General features: G+C 71.5%; 16 protein-coding genes. 9 read left to right on the top strand and 7 right to left on the bottom strand.

Annotation, left to right across the window (positions count from 1 at the left end; all coding sequences use genetic code 11):
- Positions 1-4 precede the first annotated feature (4 nt).
- On the top strand, positions 5-1258 hold the full coding sequence (locus ACRYRV_RS08020) for a UbiH/UbiF/VisC/COQ6 family ubiquinone biosynthesis hydroxylase (RefSeq protein ID WP_444986191.1): 1254 nt from the start codon (positions 5-7) through the stop codon (positions 1256-1258).
- 18 nt (positions 1259-1276) lie between these two features.
- Here ACRYRV_RS08020 and ACRYRV_RS08015 read toward each other — a convergent pair whose 3' ends face one another.
- The 3 genes from ACRYRV_RS08015 to gpmI form a co-directional block, all read right to left on the bottom strand.
- Positions 1277-2575 (bottom strand): S41 family peptidase, encoded by a 1299-nt coding sequence (locus ACRYRV_RS08015; RefSeq protein WP_444985456.1) that lies wholly within the window; start codon positions 2573-2575, stop codon positions 1277-1279.
- 74 nt (positions 2576-2649) lie between these two features.
- Positions 2650-3810, bottom strand: a complete 1161-nt coding sequence (locus tag ACRYRV_RS08010) for a murein hydrolase activator EnvC family protein (RefSeq protein ID WP_444985457.1) — start codon at positions 3808-3810, stop codon at positions 2650-2652.
- Positions 3811-3824: 14 nt separating this feature from the next.
- Positions 3825-5411: a 2,3-bisphosphoglycerate-independent phosphoglycerate mutase gene (gene gpmI, locus ACRYRV_RS08005; RefSeq protein ID WP_309637198.1), complete on the bottom strand. Its 1587-nt coding sequence runs from the start codon at positions 5409-5411 to the stop codon at positions 3825-3827.
- A 261-nt stretch (positions 5412-5672) separates the two neighbouring features.
- Here gpmI and ACRYRV_RS08000 point away from each other — a divergent pair, with 261 nt between their 5' ends.
- From ACRYRV_RS08000 to ruvX, 8 genes are read left to right on the top strand one after another with little or no spacing between them, the layout of a single operon-like run.
- A complete protein-coding gene (locus tag ACRYRV_RS08000; RefSeq protein ID WP_253447357.1) occupies positions 5673-6095 on the top strand; it encodes a rhodanese-like domain-containing protein in 423 nt (140 codons plus the stop codon).
- Between the two features lie 46 nt (positions 6096-6141).
- The gene (secB, locus tag ACRYRV_RS07995; protein ID WP_253447360.1) at positions 6142-6651 is read left to right on the top strand and encodes a protein-export chaperone SecB; all 510 of its coding nucleotides are present in this window, start codon (positions 6142-6144) and stop codon (positions 6649-6651) included.
- Positions 6652-6666: 15 nt separating this feature from the next.
- The gene (locus tag ACRYRV_RS07990) at positions 6667-7410 is read left to right on the top strand and encodes a 16S rRNA (uracil(1498)-N(3))-methyltransferase (RefSeq protein ID WP_444985458.1); all 744 of its coding nucleotides are present in this window, start codon (positions 6667-6669) and stop codon (positions 7408-7410) included.
- Between the two features lie 43 nt (positions 7411-7453).
- Positions 7454-8158 carry a CvfB family protein gene (locus ACRYRV_RS07985; protein ID WP_253447366.1) on the top strand — a complete coding sequence of 235 codons (705 nt, stop codon included), beginning with the start codon at positions 7454-7456 and terminating at the stop codon, positions 8156-8158.
- 45 nt (positions 8159-8203) lie between these two features.
- Positions 8204-9172, top strand: a complete 969-nt coding sequence (gene gshB / locus ACRYRV_RS07980; protein WP_444985459.1) for a glutathione synthase — start codon at positions 8204-8206, stop codon at positions 9170-9172.
- A 13-nt stretch (positions 9173-9185) separates the two neighbouring features.
- A complete protein-coding gene (locus ACRYRV_RS07975) occupies positions 9186-10106 on the top strand; it encodes a TonB family protein (protein ID WP_444985460.1) in 921 nt (306 codons plus the stop codon).
- Positions 10107-10123: 17 nt separating this feature from the next.
- Positions 10124-10687, top strand: a complete 564-nt coding sequence (locus ACRYRV_RS07970; protein WP_253447375.1) for a YqgE/AlgH family protein — start codon at positions 10124-10126, stop codon at positions 10685-10687.
- Entirely contained in the window at positions 10687-11130 is a 444-nt protein-coding gene (gene ruvX / locus ACRYRV_RS07965) for a Holliday junction resolvase RuvX (protein ID WP_253447378.1), read from the top strand. The genes ACRYRV_RS07970 and ruvX overlap by 1 nt, the downstream gene beginning before the upstream one ends.
- Before the next feature lie 5 nt (positions 11131-11135).
- Here the strand turns inward: ruvX and ACRYRV_RS07960 are convergent, their stop codons facing one another.
- From ACRYRV_RS07960 to ACRYRV_RS07945, 4 genes are all read right to left on the bottom strand, one after another.
- Entirely contained in the window at positions 11136-11759 is a 624-nt protein-coding gene (locus tag ACRYRV_RS07960; protein WP_444985461.1) for a hypothetical protein, read from the bottom strand.
- A gap of 91 nt (positions 11760-11850) precedes the next feature.
- Positions 11851-12879, bottom strand: coding sequence for an aspartate carbamoyltransferase (pyrB, locus tag ACRYRV_RS07955; protein ID WP_253447384.1), 1029 nt, complete (start codon positions 12877-12879; stop codon positions 11851-11853).
- Positions 12880-12939: 60 nt separating this feature from the next.
- Positions 12940-13791, bottom strand: a complete 852-nt coding sequence (locus ACRYRV_RS07950) for an IclR family transcriptional regulator domain-containing protein (RefSeq protein ID WP_444985462.1) — start codon at positions 13789-13791, stop codon at positions 12940-12942.
- Positions 13792-13901: 110 nt separating this feature from the next.
- On the bottom strand, positions 13902-14687 hold the full coding sequence (locus tag ACRYRV_RS07945; RefSeq protein ID WP_253447498.1) for an enoyl-CoA hydratase: 786 nt from the start codon (positions 14685-14687) through the stop codon (positions 13902-13904).
- Positions 14688-14731: the final 44 nt, after the last annotated feature.

Raw genomic sequence — 14731 nt, 5'->3', positions numbered from 1 at the left:
CCGGATGAGCACGGGAGCCGAGAAGCGCGGCGAGGCACATGCCGAGGTGGTGATCGTCGGCGCGGGGATGGTGGGCGCCGCCCTGGCCTGCCTGCTGGGCGAGGCGGGGGTCGAGGTGGCCCTGGTGGATGCCCGGGAGGCCCTGCTGGACCCCGAGGCGGTGGGGCGCGGCCAGCCCGCCATGCGGGTCAGCGCCCTGACGCCGGTCTCCCAGCGCCTGCTGGAGAGGCTGGGCGCCTGGGAGTGGATGGCGGCGCGGCGGGTGAGCCCCTACCGCCATATGCAGGTGTGGGACGCCGAGGGCAGCGGGGAGGTGAGCTTCTCCGCGGACCAGGCCGGGGTGCCGATCCTGGGCCATATCGTCGAGAACGACGTGACCCTGGCGGCTCTGGAGCGGCGCCTGAGGGCGCTGCCCTCGGTGCAGCTGGTGCTGGGCGGCCGGGTGGCCGGTCTCGAGGCCGCCGAGGGGGAGGCGCGGCGGGTGCGCCTGGCGGATGGCCGCTGCCTGGTGGCTCCCCTGGTGGTGGCCGCCGACGGCGCCCGCTCGCCGCTGCGTGAGCTTGCCGGCATCGAGACCCGGGAGCGCGACACCGGGCACAGGGCCGTGGTGACCACGGTCAGGGTGGCGCGCGCCCATGGCGAGGTGGCCCGTCAGGCCTTCCTGCCTACCGGCCCGCTCGCCTTCCTGCCGCTCTGCCTGGAGGGGGAGTCCCATTACTGCTCCATCGTCTGGTCCACCTCACCGGAGGAGGCCGAGCGGCTTCAGGGGCTCTCGCCCGAGGCCCTGGGGCAGGTGCTGGCCGCGGCCATCGACCACCGCCTGGGCGAGGTGACGGTAGTGGAGCGCACCGTCGCCTTCCCGCTGGTGCAGCGACACGCGGAGCGCTATGTGCTGCCGGGGCTGGCGCTGGTGGGGGATGCCGCCCACAGCATCCATCCCCTGGCGGGCCAGGGGGTGAATCTGGGACTCATGGATGCGGCGGTGCTGGCCGAGGAGCTGCTGGCGGCGCGCCGCCGCGGAGTGGGGCTGGGCAACGAGCGCTGGCTGGGCCGCTATGCCCGGCGGCGTCGCGCCGACAACGCCGGGATGCTGGCGCTGATGGACGGCTTTCGCCTGCTCTTCGGGGCGCGCCACCCGGCCCTGGCCCTGGCCCGCAACCTGGGCATGAGCGGCGTGGATCGGCTCACGCCCGTGAAGCGCCTGCTGCTGCAGCAGGCGACCGGGCATCGAGGCCGCCTGCCGCTGTCGTGCCGGTAAGGGCCGGGCGGAGCCGGCCTAGCGCCGGCTCAGCACGTTGAGCGCCTTGAGCAGGTTGAGGGCCTCGCCCAGCTGGTAGTCCTCGCGCAGGCGCTCGCTGAGCTCGGCGCGCTCCCGCGGCGCCTCCCGGGAGCGCAGGTGCCCCTCGAGGTCCGCCTCGCGCACCTGGCGTCCGCTCTCGGTCACCTCCACCCGGCCGCGCACCACCTCCACGTCGGGCTCGATGCCCTGAGCCTGGATGGAGCGGCCGTTGGGGGTGTAGTAGAGCGCCGTGGTGAGCTTGAGCCCCTCGCCGTTGCCCAGCGGCATGATCTGCTGCACCGAGCCCTTGCCGAAGCTCTCGGTGCCCATCACCACCGCCCGGCGCTGGTCCTGGAGGGCGCCGGCGACGATCTCCGCCGCCGAGGCGCTGCCGCCGTTGATCAGCACCACCAGAGGCACCTCCGGTGCGGCAGTGTCTCTGACGGCGCTGAACTGCATCTCGGTGTCCGCCAGGCGCCCCTCGGTATAGACGATCAGGCCGCTCTCCAGGAAGGCGTCGGCCACGCCCACGGCCGCCTGCAGCACGCCGCCCGGGTTGTTGCGCAGGTCCAGCACCAGCCCGTTCAGGCTGCCGTCGCGCTCCAGGCGGCGGATATGCTCGCTGACCTGGTCGGCGGTGCGGCTCTGGAACTGGCTGACCCTCAGGTAGCCGTAGCCCGGCTCCAGCAGCTCGCTGCGCACGCTCTCGGTGCGGATCACCTCCCGGGTCAGGGTGACGCTGCGCGGGGCGCTCTCGCCGCGGCGCTGAATGGTCAGCTCGATGCGGCTGCCCGGTTCGCCGCGCATCAGGTTGACCGCCTCCTGCAGCGAGAGGCTCTCGGTGGGGGTGTCGTCGATGCGCAGGATCAGGTCCCGGGCCTGTAGGCCGGCCCGGGAGGCGGGGGTGTCGTCGATGGGGCTGATCACCGTCAGCTGGCCATCCTCCAGCCCCACCTCGATGCCGATACCGCCGAACTCGCCCTGGGTAGATTCGCGCAGGCTCTGAAACTCCTCGCGGTCCAGGTAGGCAGAGTGGGGGTCGAGCTCGCTGAGCATGCCGCGCATGGCGTTGCGCAGCAGGGTGGCATCGTCCACTTCCTCCACGTAGGCGCGCTTGATGCGCTCGAAGACCTCGGCGAAGGTCTGGATCTCCTCCACCGGCAGGTCGTTGGCCGCGGGCGTGGCCATGGCGGGCAGGGGCAGCGCCAGCAGGGCGATGGGCAGCAGCGAGGCCAGCAGGCGACGCGGCGACCGGGCGAGGCGGGCCCTGCCAGGCAGGGGAAGCGCTGGGGTCATGCGATCTCCGCAGTTCCGGGACGACGAGGGTCCAGCATAGCCCGGTCACGGCGGGCAGGGAAATAGCCGGGCCCTCAGCGGGCGGCGATCCACCCCTGGGGGTCGATGGGGTTGCCGTCCCGGCGCACCTCGAAGTAGAGCGCGGGGCGGCTGTGGCCGCCGCTGGCCCCCACCGCTCCCAGCACGTCACCCCGGGAGACCGCCTGGCCGGGCTGGACGGAGAAGTGCTGCAGGTGGGCGTGCAGGGTCATCACCTGGTCGCCGTGGTCGATGATCAGCAGGTTGCCGAAGCCGCGCATCCAGTCGGCGAAGACCACCCGGCCGGCGTGGACGGCCTTGACCGGGGTGCCTTCGCCCGCCTGGATCAGGATGCCGTTGCGGTGCACGCCGTCGCCGGCCCGGAAGCGCGAGGCGATGCTGCCCTGCACCGGCCAGGGCAGATCCCCCCGGGTCTGGGCGATGGCGGTGGAGGGGGGCGGGCGCTGCAGGCGTGCCAGCTCCTCCTGCACCTGGCGCAGTACCCGTTCGGCGTGGGCGCGATCCTGCTCGAGGTCCACCAGGCGTGCCTGCTCGGTGGCGTAGCGGCCGTCGAGCTCGGCGACCAGGGCGCTGCGCTCCTGCATCTGGCGGGCCAGGTCGCTGGAGCGGCTGGCGAGCTCCGCGGCCAGGGCGCCCAGGCGCTCGCCGCGCCGGTCGAGCTCGCGGCGGTTGTCGCCGAGGGCGCTATCCAGGCGCGCCAGCTCATCGAGCCGCGCGTTGCGGGCTCGGGAGAGCTGGTTGAGGTAGTGCTGCAGGCGGTCGAGGCGGGCGGGATCGTCCTGGTTGAGCAGCAGCTTGAGCTGGGGGCTCGTGCCGAGGCGGTAGAGGGCGTCGAGCTGGACGTTCAGCGCCTCGACCTGGTCGGCGCGCTCCGCTTCCAGCAGGTCGCGACGCCGCTCCAGGGTGACGACCTCCTCGGCCAGCTCGCTGCGCTCGGCCTGGAGCTCGTCGAGGCGGCGGTGGGTCTCGCCCAGGGCCGTCTCGACCCGGCGCAGCTCGCGGCTGGCGTCGGCCTGGGCGTCCCGAGTGGAAGAGAGGCGCCGGGTGACGCCCTGGATCTCCTCGCCGATGGCATCCAGGCGCTCCCGGGCCGCCCGCTCGCTGGGCTGGGCGGCCAGGGGCGCGGCCAGGCAGAGCGCCAGCAGCGCCACCGTGAGCCGGCCTGCCCGTCGGGGCAGGCGGTGCGGGCTGGCCATGGGGCCGGCCTGGTTCAGGAGGCCGCGTCGAAGTCGACCAGCACCCGGCCGGTCATCTCCTCGGGCACCGGCTGGTCCATCATGGCCAGCAGGGTGGGGGCGATGTCGCAGAGGCTGCCGTCCTCCAGCAGGCGCGCCGGGCGCTGGCCCACGTAGATCAGCGGCACCTCGAAGGTGGTGTGGGCGGTCTGGGGGTTGCCGGTCTCGGGGTTGACCATCTGCTCGGCGTTGCCGTGGTCGGCGGTGACCAGGCAGGCGCCGCCGGCCTTCTCGATCGCCGCCACCACGCGGCCCACGCAGCTGTCGACGGCCTCGATGGCCTTCACCGCGGCGTCGAAGTCGCCGGTGTGGCCGACCATGTCGCCGTTGGCGTAGTTGCAGACGATCAGGTCGTGCTCCCCGGACTCGATGGCCGCCACCAGCTTGTCGGTGACCTCGACGGCGCTCATCTCCGGCTTCTCGTCGTAGGTCTTCACGTCCTGGGGCGAGGGCACCAGCACCCGGGTCTCGCCCTGGTACTCCGCCTCCCGGCCGCCGGAGAAGAAGAAGGTGACGTGGGCGTACTTCTCGGTCTCGGCGATGCGCAGCTGGGTCAGGCCACGCTTCTCCATCACCTCGCCCAGGGTGTTGGTCAGCTCGTTGGGCGGGAAGGCGGCCGGGGCCGGGATATCGGCGGCGTACTGGGTCAGCATCACCAGGCCGTCGCCGGCAAGGCGAGGGCAGACGCGGCGCTGGAAGCCGCTGAAGGCGTCTTCCACGAAGGCCCGAGTCAGCTCCCGGGCGCGGTCGGCGCGGAAGTTCATGAAGATGGCGGCGTCGCCCTCTTCCACGACCACCGGGGTGCCGGTGGGGCGTACGCTGGTGGCGGCCACGAACTCGTCGGTCTCGCCGCGCTCGTAGGCGCTGCGCAGCCCCTCCTCGGCGCTTACCGCCTCGAACTCGCCCACCCCCTCGGTGAGCAGGCGATAGGCCTTCTCGACGCGCTCCCAGCGGTTGTCGCGATCCATGGCGTAGTAGCGGCCGATGATGGAGGCGACGAAGCCGTTGTCGGCGCCGACCAGCTCGGAGAGGCGCTCGTTGGCGCGCTCGATGGAGGCCAGGGCGCTCTTGGGCGGCATGTCGCGGCCGTCCAGGAAGCCGTGGACATAGATGCGCCGGGCGCCGCGGCGGGCGGCCAGCTCGGCCATGGCGATGAAGTGCTCCTCATGGCTGTGCACCCCGCCCGGGGAGAGCAGGCCCAGCAGGTGCACCGCGCGGCCCTCGGCCACGGCGGCATCGATGGGCGCGGTCAGGGCGGCGATGGTGTCCAGGTCGCCGTCCTCGATCGCCTTGGTGATGCGGGTGAAGTCCTGGTACACCACGCGGCCGGCGCCGAGGTTCATGTGGCCGACCTCGGAGTTGCCCATCTGGCCGTCGGGCAGCCCCACGTGGCGGCCGTCGGTGTGGATCAGGGTGGCCGGATGCTCGCGGTGGAGGCGGTCCATCACCGGGGTGCGGGCGGCCAGCACGGCGTTGTGGGCCGAGTCCGGGTTGTGGCCGTAGCCGTCGAGGATGATCAGGGCAACGGGGCGCGGTGTCCGGGGGCTGGCGGAATTCGTCATGGGGCTGTCCTCGAGGAGTGATGGCGACACCTTCACGCCCTGAACGGCTCGCGGCACAGGCGCAGGGCCCGGCGCAGCCGGCTCGGCAGGCGAGGCAAGGGCGGGGTCGCGGCAGATGGCGGATTGCGGCATCATATCGCATGGCCCCATCGGGCGTCATCGCCGGCCGCCAGGCGTCGTGTATACTGGGCGCCGTTCGGCAAAGGCCCGAGTGGCCCCGGCCTTCCCCTTCGTGCACCGAGACAAGAGTTATCCGGACCCATGATCGATCAGCTGTTTGAATTCATGCAGAACCACCCGCTGCTGGTGGGCGCCTTCCTGATGGTGCTGACCGCCTGGATCCTCTACGAGGTTCGTAACAGCAGCGCCAGCGGCGTGACCGCGAGCGAGGCGACCCAGCTGATCAACCGCGAGGATGCGGTGGTGGTGGATACCCGTGACGCCGGGGACTTCAAGGCCGGCCATATCGCCGGTGCCCGCAATATTCCCCAGAGCCGCATCGACGAGCGCCTGTCCGAACTCGACAAGGTCAAGGAGAAGCCGATCATCATCGTCTGCAAGTCCGGCCAGTCGGCGGGCATGACCGTGGCCAAGCTGGCCAAGGCGGGCTACCCTCGCGTGCTCAAGCTCAAGGGCGGCATGCTGCAGTGGCAGGCCGACGGCCTGCCGGTCGTGCGCAAGTAGCCCCAATCGATACATCGTTCGTTCACCGATTCAAAGGATCATTCCCATGGCGGAAGAGAACAACCAGAACGCCGGCGGCCAGGCGGCCGGCCAGCAGGACAAGCCCCAGCTGCAGTTCGCCGTGCAGCGCATCTATGTGAAGGACATCTCCTTCGAGGCCCCCAACTCGCCGGCGGTCTTCCAGCAGCCCTTCAAGCCCAAGGTGGGCCTGGACCTCAACACCTCCAGCCAGCAGGTGGGCGAGGGCCTCTACGAGGTCGTCATCAAGGTCACCGCCCAGGTGACCCACAGCGAGGAGGGCACCACCTCCTTCCTGGCCGAGATCGAGCAGGCCGGCCTCTTCCGCATCGCCGGCATCGAGGGGGCCCAGCTGGATCACACCCTGGGCGCCTTCTGCCCCAACGTGCTCTTCCCCTATGCCCGGGAGTGCATCGACAACCTGGTCAACCGCGGCGGTTTCCCGCCCCTGATGCTGGCGCCGGTCAACTTCGAGGCGATCTACGCCCAGAAGAAGAAGCGCGAAGCCGAGCAGGCCCAGGCTCAGGCCACTCAGTAAGGACGACGGCGACCCGTGACGACTTACCGGAAAGCGCCGCGCATCCACGTCGCCGCCGACCTCATCGTCGGCGGCGACGTCGTTCTGCCCGAGGGCCCCGCCCGCCATGTGGCCAGGGTGCTGCGCCTGGGCGAGGGCGCCTTGCTGCGCCTCTTCGACGGCGCCGGCCACGAGGCCGAGGCGGTGCTGGTGGAGGCCTCGCGCAAGCGGGTGGTGGCGCGCATCGAGGCCGTCGAAGCGGGCGGCGGCGAGTCGCCCCTGGTCGTGCACCTGGGCCAGGCGATCTCCAAGGGGGATCGCATGGACTACGCCATCCAGAAGGCGGTGGAGCTGGGAGCGGCGGCCATCACGCCGCTCTACACCGAGCACGGCGACGTGCGCCTCAAGGGCGAGCGCGAGGCGAAGAAGCTGGCCCACTGGCAGGCGGTGGCGGCCAGCGCCTGCGAGCAGTGCGGCCGCGCCGTGGTGCCGCCGGTGCACCCGCCGCTGGCGCTCGCCGACTGGCTCGCCGAGCGCGACGAAGCCCTGCGCCTGGTGCTGCATCCGGCCACCGGCGCCGAGGATGCCCTGCAGCGGGATGCCGCGCCGGCAAGCGTTGCCCTGCTGATCGGCCCCGAGGGCGGGCTCGCCGAGGGCGAGGTCGCGGCCGCCCGGGCCGCCGGCTTCGCCCCGCTCACCCTGGGGCCGCGCATCCTGCGTACCGAGACCGCCCCGGTGGTGGCACTGAGCCTGCTGCAGTACCGCTTCGGCGATCTGTAAGCGCTCACTTTCGTTCCTCATCCCACTCTACAGGGAGCCCCCCATGTCCGATTCCCGTGAACCGCGTACTTCGCGCCCCGCCGCCGGCCGGCGCTACCGTGCCCCGAAGTGCGCGGTGGGCGAGGTGGCCTACCTGGAGGTGGTCACCGTCAACGAGACCGGTGCCTTCCTCGACTGGGGGCACCCCAAGGACCTGCTGCTGCCCTACGGGGAGCAGCGCTTCCGGCCCAGCGTGGGCAAGCGGGTGCTGGTGAGGATCTACGAGGACCAGCAGGGGCGGCCGGTGGCCTCCCAGAAGCTCGACCGCTTCGTCGCCGACGAGGCCCGGGGCCTCTCCGCCGGGGACGAGGTGACCCTGGTGATCGCCGAACAGACCGATCTCGGCTTCAAGGCAGTGGTGGAGCACCGCTGCTGGGGGCTGCTCTACCGCGATGACGTGACCCGCCCGCTGCGTCGGGGCCAGCGCCTCACCGGCTACGTGAAGCGCCTGCGCGACGACGGCCGCCTGGACCTCTCGCTGCTGCCGCCGGGGGAGGCGCGCCTGGACGTGGTGGGCGAGGCGGTGCTCAAGGCGCTGCGCGAGAGCGGCGGCTACCTGCCGCTGGGCGACAAGAGCGACGCCGCCGAGATCAAGGCGCGGCTGGGGGTGAGCAAGAGCGCCTTCAAGCAGGCCATCGGCCGGCTCTACAAGCGCCGGCTGATCACCCTGTCGCCCACCGGTATCCGGCTGGCGCCCGGCGGCGACTAGCCGGCATACTGGCCCCATCCACACTCTCGATCGGAACTCGACCCCATGAGCGAACGCGCCCTGAAGATCGGCGTGGTGATGGACCCCATCGCCGATATCGCCTACAAGAAAGACACCACCCTGGCCATGCTGTGGGCCGCCCAGGACCGCGGCGCCTCGCTGCACTACCTGGAGCAGGGGGACCTCTTCCTGCGCGACGGTCGGTCCTTCGGTCGACTGCGCGACCTGACCGTGCATCGCGACTCGGCCCACTGGTACGATCTGGGCGAGCCCGAGCCGCGCCCCCTGGCCGAGCTCGACGTGATCCTGATGCGCAAGGATCCGCCGGTGGATGCCCACTTCCTCAACGCCGTCTACCTGCTGGGCTTCGCCGAGCGCGAAGGCGTGCTGGTGGTCAACCCCACCCGGGCGCTGCTGGAGTGCAACGAGAAGCTCTTTGCCCAGCAGTTTCCCCAGTGCTGCACCCCGACCCTGGTGGCCTGCAACGAAGCCGAGCTGCGCGCCTTCCACGCCGAGCACCAGGACGTGATCTTCAAGCCCCTGGACGGCATGGGCGGCAGTGGGATCTTCCACGTGCGCCCCGAGGGTCGCAATCTCGGCGCCATCATCGAGACCCTCACCGAGCGCGGTCAGCGTCAGATCATGGCCCAGCGCTATATCCCCGAGATCACCGACGGCGACACCCGCATCCTGCTGGTGGACGGCGAGCCGGTGCCCTATGGCCTGGCCCGGGTGCCCATGGCCGGGGAGACCCGCGGCAACCTGGCCGCCGGCGGTACCGGCGTCAGCCGCGAGCTCACCGAGCGGGACCACTGGCTGATCCGTCAGGTGCAGCCGATGATCCGCGACAAGGGGCTGATGTTCGTGGGCCTCGATGTGATCGGCGACTATATCACCGAGATCAACGTGACGAGCCCCACCTGCGTGCGCGAGATCGATGACCAGCGCGGCACCGACATCGCCGGCATGCTGCTGGACGCCATCGAGCGCCGCCTCGAGGCCCGCTGCGGCTGAGCGGGAGTCCCCCATGTCCTGGTCGGTCAGCGATCCCATCCAGTATGCCCCGGTCACCCGGCCCTACCGGCGCTGGCTGGCCGTCTCGCTGGCGCTGCTGCTGCACCTGGCGCTGATCGGCGTGGTGGCGAGCTGGCAGCTCGCCGCGCCGCCCGTCGAGCGCTCTAGCCTCGACGTGGTGCTGGTGAGCCGCCCCGGTGAGCCGCCGGTGGAGGCCGAGGCGATCGCCGAGCAGGACCAGCAGGCCAGCGGCGAGCAGCAGGAGGAGGCCCAGGCGGAGTCCCTGGCCGCGCCCCTGGAGGAGCTGCCGGCGGTGCAGGAGAGCGTGGCCGACGTGGACCCGGCCACCCCGGCCGAGCCGGAGCAGGCGCGCACCGAGCCCGACGCCCGCCCCGACGAGCAGGCACCGCCCGCCGCCGAGAGCACCCGGGAGGTCGAGACGCCTCCCGAGCCCCGGGAGAGCGCCCCCCAGGCGGCGGATGCCGCCGCCCCGCCCAGCGCCACGGCCCCCTCGGCGTCCGGCCGCGACCTGCTAGCCCAGGCCACCCGCAGCATCCGCGAGCAGGGGCTGGCGCCGGAGGCGGCCGGCCAGGCCGGCGAGGCGCCGCAGCTGGCGGCCCAGCGTGCCGCCGAGGCGCGCTATATCGACGACTGGACTCGGCGGGTGGAGGACTATGGCAACCGGGTGCATCCGGCGCCGCGCCACCTCCAGGGGCAGCTGCGCATCCGCGTGGTGATCGGCCGTGACGGCGGGCTTCGTCAGGCGGAGGTGGTACAATCCTCGGGACATGCCGAGCTCGACCAGGCCGCGCTGGATACCGTTCACGGTGCGGCGCCCTATCGCCCCTTCGATGCGGGCATGGGGAGCCTGGACAGCCTCTCCATTACGCGCGTCTGGCGGTTCGGCCAAGGCAATCACTACGGCGTGCGATAGGACCGCCGGGGAGTCTCATGCAACATTTCGGTTTGAAGGACCACTTCCTGCTGGCGATGCCGCACCTGGAAGACCCCAATTTCGCCGGTAGCCTCGGCTATCTGTGCGACCACGACGAGAAGGGCACCATGGGGGTGATCGTCAACCGCCCTCTGGAGCTCACCCTGGAGGCGCTCTTCGAGCAGCTGGAGCTCGGCGGCGAGGAGAGCCCCCACCGCAACGCGCCGGTCTACTTCGGGGGCCCGGTGCACAAGGATCGCGGCTTCATCCTGCACCGGGGCTCCAGCACCCCCTGGGACTCCAGCATCCAGGTCACCGAGGAGCTGGCCCTGACCACCTCCATGGACATGCTCCAGGCCCTGGCGGCCGGCGAGGGCCCCGAGCACTTCCTGGTCTGTCTGGGCTGCGCCGGCTGGGAGTCCGGTCAGCTGGAGCAGGAGCTGCTCGACAACGCCTGGCTCACCGTGGAGGGGCGCAGCGACATCCTCTTCGAGGTGCCGCCGGAGCAGCGCCTCAGCGCCGCTGCCGGCATCCTCGGCGTCGACCTCAACCTGATGACCCGCGAGGCGGGCCACTCCTGATGGCGCGCGAGGGCGAGCGGCTGATCCTGGGGTTCGACTTCGGTACCCGGCGCATCGGCGTGGCGGTGGGTAACGAGCTGCTGGCCAGCGCTCGGGAGCTCGACCCCCTGCCGGCCCGGGACGGCATCCCCGACTGGCAGCAGGTGGCCAGGCTGGTGGAGGAGTGGCGGCCGGACCTCTTCGTGGTGGGCCTGCCGCTCACCGCCGAGGGCGAGGAGCAGCCGATGAGCACCCGCGCCCGCAAGTTCGGCAAGCGGCTCTTCGGCCGCTTCGGGGTGCCCTGCGAGATGGTCGACGAACGCGGCTCCACCGGCGAGGCCAAGGTGATCGCCCGGGAGCTCGGCCACCGCGGCAACTACCGGGAGGCGAGCGTCGACGGCATCAGCGCGGTGCTGATCGTCGAGCGCTGGTTCGCCGCCCGGGAGGGGCTGCCCGGGCGCTGAGCGGCTCAGGCGGCGGGCGTCAGGTCCTCCACCGAGAGCTCCGTGAACTGCTCGAGAAAGGCCACCAGGGTGGCCGGATGGTGGAAGCTGGCGTCGAACTCCTCCTGCCGGCCGTCGCGCCGCCGAACCACCCGGGTACGGTACTCGCTGCCCGCCTTGACCACCCTGACGCTGGCCTCCCGCCCCCCATCGCGCCTGTGCCCCTCCAGGGGCGCCTTGCCGGCGAGCTTGGTCTCCAGCCGGTGACCGTCGGCGATCGCCTTGGCGGTGGCCCAGATCGCCTGGTCGCGATCGCCGTAGCGGTAGAGGATCACCACCAGCAGCGCCGAGAAGACGGCGCTGGTCAGCATCCAGGTGGCGGTGACGCCGTCCGGTGACGTCGCGAGCAGGGCGAAGAGCTGCAGCGCGGCGCCTACCGCCAGCACGCCGGCCAGCGGCCGCCACATCCGCGGCCCCATGAAGCCGCGCTGCAGGACATACCCCCAGAGCCCTACCACCGCCAGGCCGCCGACCACCAGCTGCGCCAGGGCCAGCGGGGTGCCCCCTCCGGCGAGCAGGGCGATCAGGCCGATCAGCAGCAGCAGGGAATAGAAGACCGCCAGCAGGCGGTAGGCGCGTTGCAGATTCATGGGTCACTCCTCCGGCCGACGTGGGGGCGGCACGCTGGCCGTCCCCTCTGAACCTCATCAGCATAGGCGAAGTGGCGCGCCTCGCTACGCCTCAGATCTCGCGGTCGTCAACGCCCAGCTTGGCGGGCACGAACCAGCGCACCGGGCGCAGCTCCTTCTCGATCAGGTCGTCCACCTCGAGCAGGGTGGCGAAGATCGCCATGCGCACCGGGATACCGTTGTCGGTCTGGCGGAAGATCGCCAGGCGGGGGTCACCGTTGAGGTCCACGTCGAGGTCGTTGGCGCCGGGGCGGCTGTCCCGGGGCAGCGGATGCATGACGATGGTGGTGTCGCTGCAGCGCCGGTCGAGGAAGGCGCGATCCACGGTGAAGTCCCGGGAGAGACTGAAGCCCTCGCTCATCTCCTCGGTGAAGCGCTCCTTCTGGATGCGGGTGGTGTAGACCACGTCCACGTCCCGGTAGTCCTGGGCCAGGCTCTCGCGCTGCTCGACGCGGTGGCCCCGGGAGGTGACCAGGTCGATCAGCTGGCTCGGCATCTCCAGGCCCGGCGGGGCCACCAGGGTGATGCGCATGGGCTCATGCAGGGAGAGCAGCTTGATCAGCGAGTGCACGGTGCGCCCGAACTTCAGGTCGCCGGTCATCAGCACGTGGGCACCGGCCAGCTGCTTGCCCAGGCGAGCGAACTCCTTCTCGATGGTGTAGAGGTCGAGCAGCGCCTGGCTGGGGTGCTCGCCGGGGCCGTCGCCGCCGTTGATCACCGGCACCTTGATGGCGGCGGCGAACTCCGCCACCGAGCCCTGGTCGGGGTGGCGCATCACGATGGCGTCGCAGTAGCCGCTCATCACCCGGCTGGTGTCGTAGAGCGACTCGCCCTTGGCCATGGAGGAGAAGGTGAAGCCGGTGGTGTCGCAGACGCTGCCGCCCAGGCGGCAGAAGGCGGCGTTGAAGCTGACCCGGGTGCGGGTGCTGGCCTCGAAGAAGAGGTTGCCGAGCACGGCCCCCTCCAGCACGCGGGTGACCTGGCGCCGCTGGGCAATGGGCTCCATGCGGGCGGCGACCCGCATCAGGTGATCGACGTGGTCACGGGTCAGGGAATCGACGGAGAGCAGGTGGGAACTCATCGGGCGGCCTCGGCTGGCGGGGATGGACGGCCGCTAGTGTACTCCGCCGCGGCCTTGGCTTCACGGTGAGGGGGCCGCTCCCGACCCGCTGTCGGCCGGTACCCGCCCGCCCAGCCGGGTGGTGATCTCGGCGGCGGTGTCGCGCACCAGCTCGCCCAGCTCCAGCAGGCGCGCCTCGGGAATGCGCGCCACGGGGCCGGAGACGGAGATGGCGGCCAGGGGGATGCCGTGCTCGTCGTGGAGGCAGGCGGCCACGCAGTGCAGGCCGATGGCGTGCTCCTCGCGGTCGCAGGCGAAGCCCTGGCGGCGGATCTCGGCGAGCCCCTCGCGCAGCGTCTCGGGGGTGTGCAGGGTGTTCTCGGTCACCCGGGAGAGCCCCTGCTCGGCGAGGACGCGCTCGAGCTCGTCTTCCGGGAGCCAGGCCATCAGCGCCTTGCCGACGCCGGAGGCGTGCAGCGGCGCCCGGGAGCCGAGCCGGGTGATCATGCGCATCATCTGCGGCGACTCGCTCTGGGCCAGGAAGACCGCGGTGCCGTCGTCACGGATGCCCAGGTTGGCGGTCTCGCCGGTCAGGGCGGTGAGGCGGCGCAGGAAGGGGCGGCTGGTGCCCACGAAGTCCCGGGCCTCCAGGAAGCTGTTGCCGATGCGGAAGGTCTTGACGTCGATCTTCCAGACGCCGAGCTCGCTGTCCTGGGTCACGAAACCCTGGCCCTGCAGGGCCTGGAGCAGGCGGTGGGTCGTCGAGGGGGCGAGCTCCGCCTGCTCGGCGAGCTCGGAGAGCGCCAGGCCCCCGGGGCTCGCCGAGAGGCGCTCGAGGAGGTTGAGCCCGCGCACCAGCGACTGGCTGTGGCCTCCGGTGGCCTTCCCTGATCCTGCGGGGCGTCCCGCCGTCCTGCGCCTGGTCTCGCTCACCCTCTCTCTCCTCATGCGGCGATGGTGCTACTGGCCACAGGATACCCTGTGGGCCGCCGGCTGTCGCGCCTGCGGAAATCACTTCCATTCTCTCCGTCAGGGGGGCCGGCCTAGCGATGGCGCCACTCGGGCGCGCGCTTCTCGATAAAGGCATCGATGCCCTCGCCGGCATCCTCCGCCATCATGTTGCAGGCCATCACCTCGCCGGCGAAGGCGTAGGCCTCGTCCAGGGGCATCTGCAGCTGGCGCTGGAACATCCCCTTGCCGGTGCGCACCGCCACCGCGCTCTTGGCGCAGAGGCTGGCGGTGAGCTCGCCCACGGCCTCATCCAGGGCGTCGTCATCGGCCACGCGATTGATCAGCCCCCAGTCGCAGGCGGTCTCGGCGTCGATGAACTCGCCGGTGAGCAGCATCTCCATGGCGCGCTTGCGGCTGACGTTGCGCGACAGCGCCACCGCCGGCGTGGAGCAGAAGAGCCCGGCGTTGATGCCGGAGACGGCGAAGCGTGCCGAGCGTGAGGCCACCGCGAGGTCGCAGCTGGCCACCAGCTGGCAGCCGGCGGCGGTGGCGATGCCCTGCACCCGGGCGATGACCGGCACCGGCAGCTCCACGATGGCCTGCATGACCCGGCCGCAGCGGGCGAAGAGCTCCTGGTAGTAGGCCTTGTCGGGGTTGGCGCGCATCTGCTTGAGGTCGTGGCCGGCGCAGAAGGCGCGCCCCTCGGCGCCGAGCACCACGCAGCGCACGCTGCCGTCGCTGGCGAGCCGGCCGAGCTCCTCCTTGAGGGCGGTCAGCACTTCCTCGGAGAGGGCGTTGAAGCTCCCCGGGCGGTTGAGGGTCAGGGTGGCCACGCCGCCCTCATCGCGGCGCAGCAGGGGTGGAGTCGAGTCGCTCATGGGGTATCTCCCTTCTTGTCGTGGCGTCCGAGTGGCGGATGGCG

This window comes from Halomonas mongoliensis, from assembly GCF_052496345.1.
This window is presented reverse-complemented; position numbering and strand designations above follow the sequence as displayed.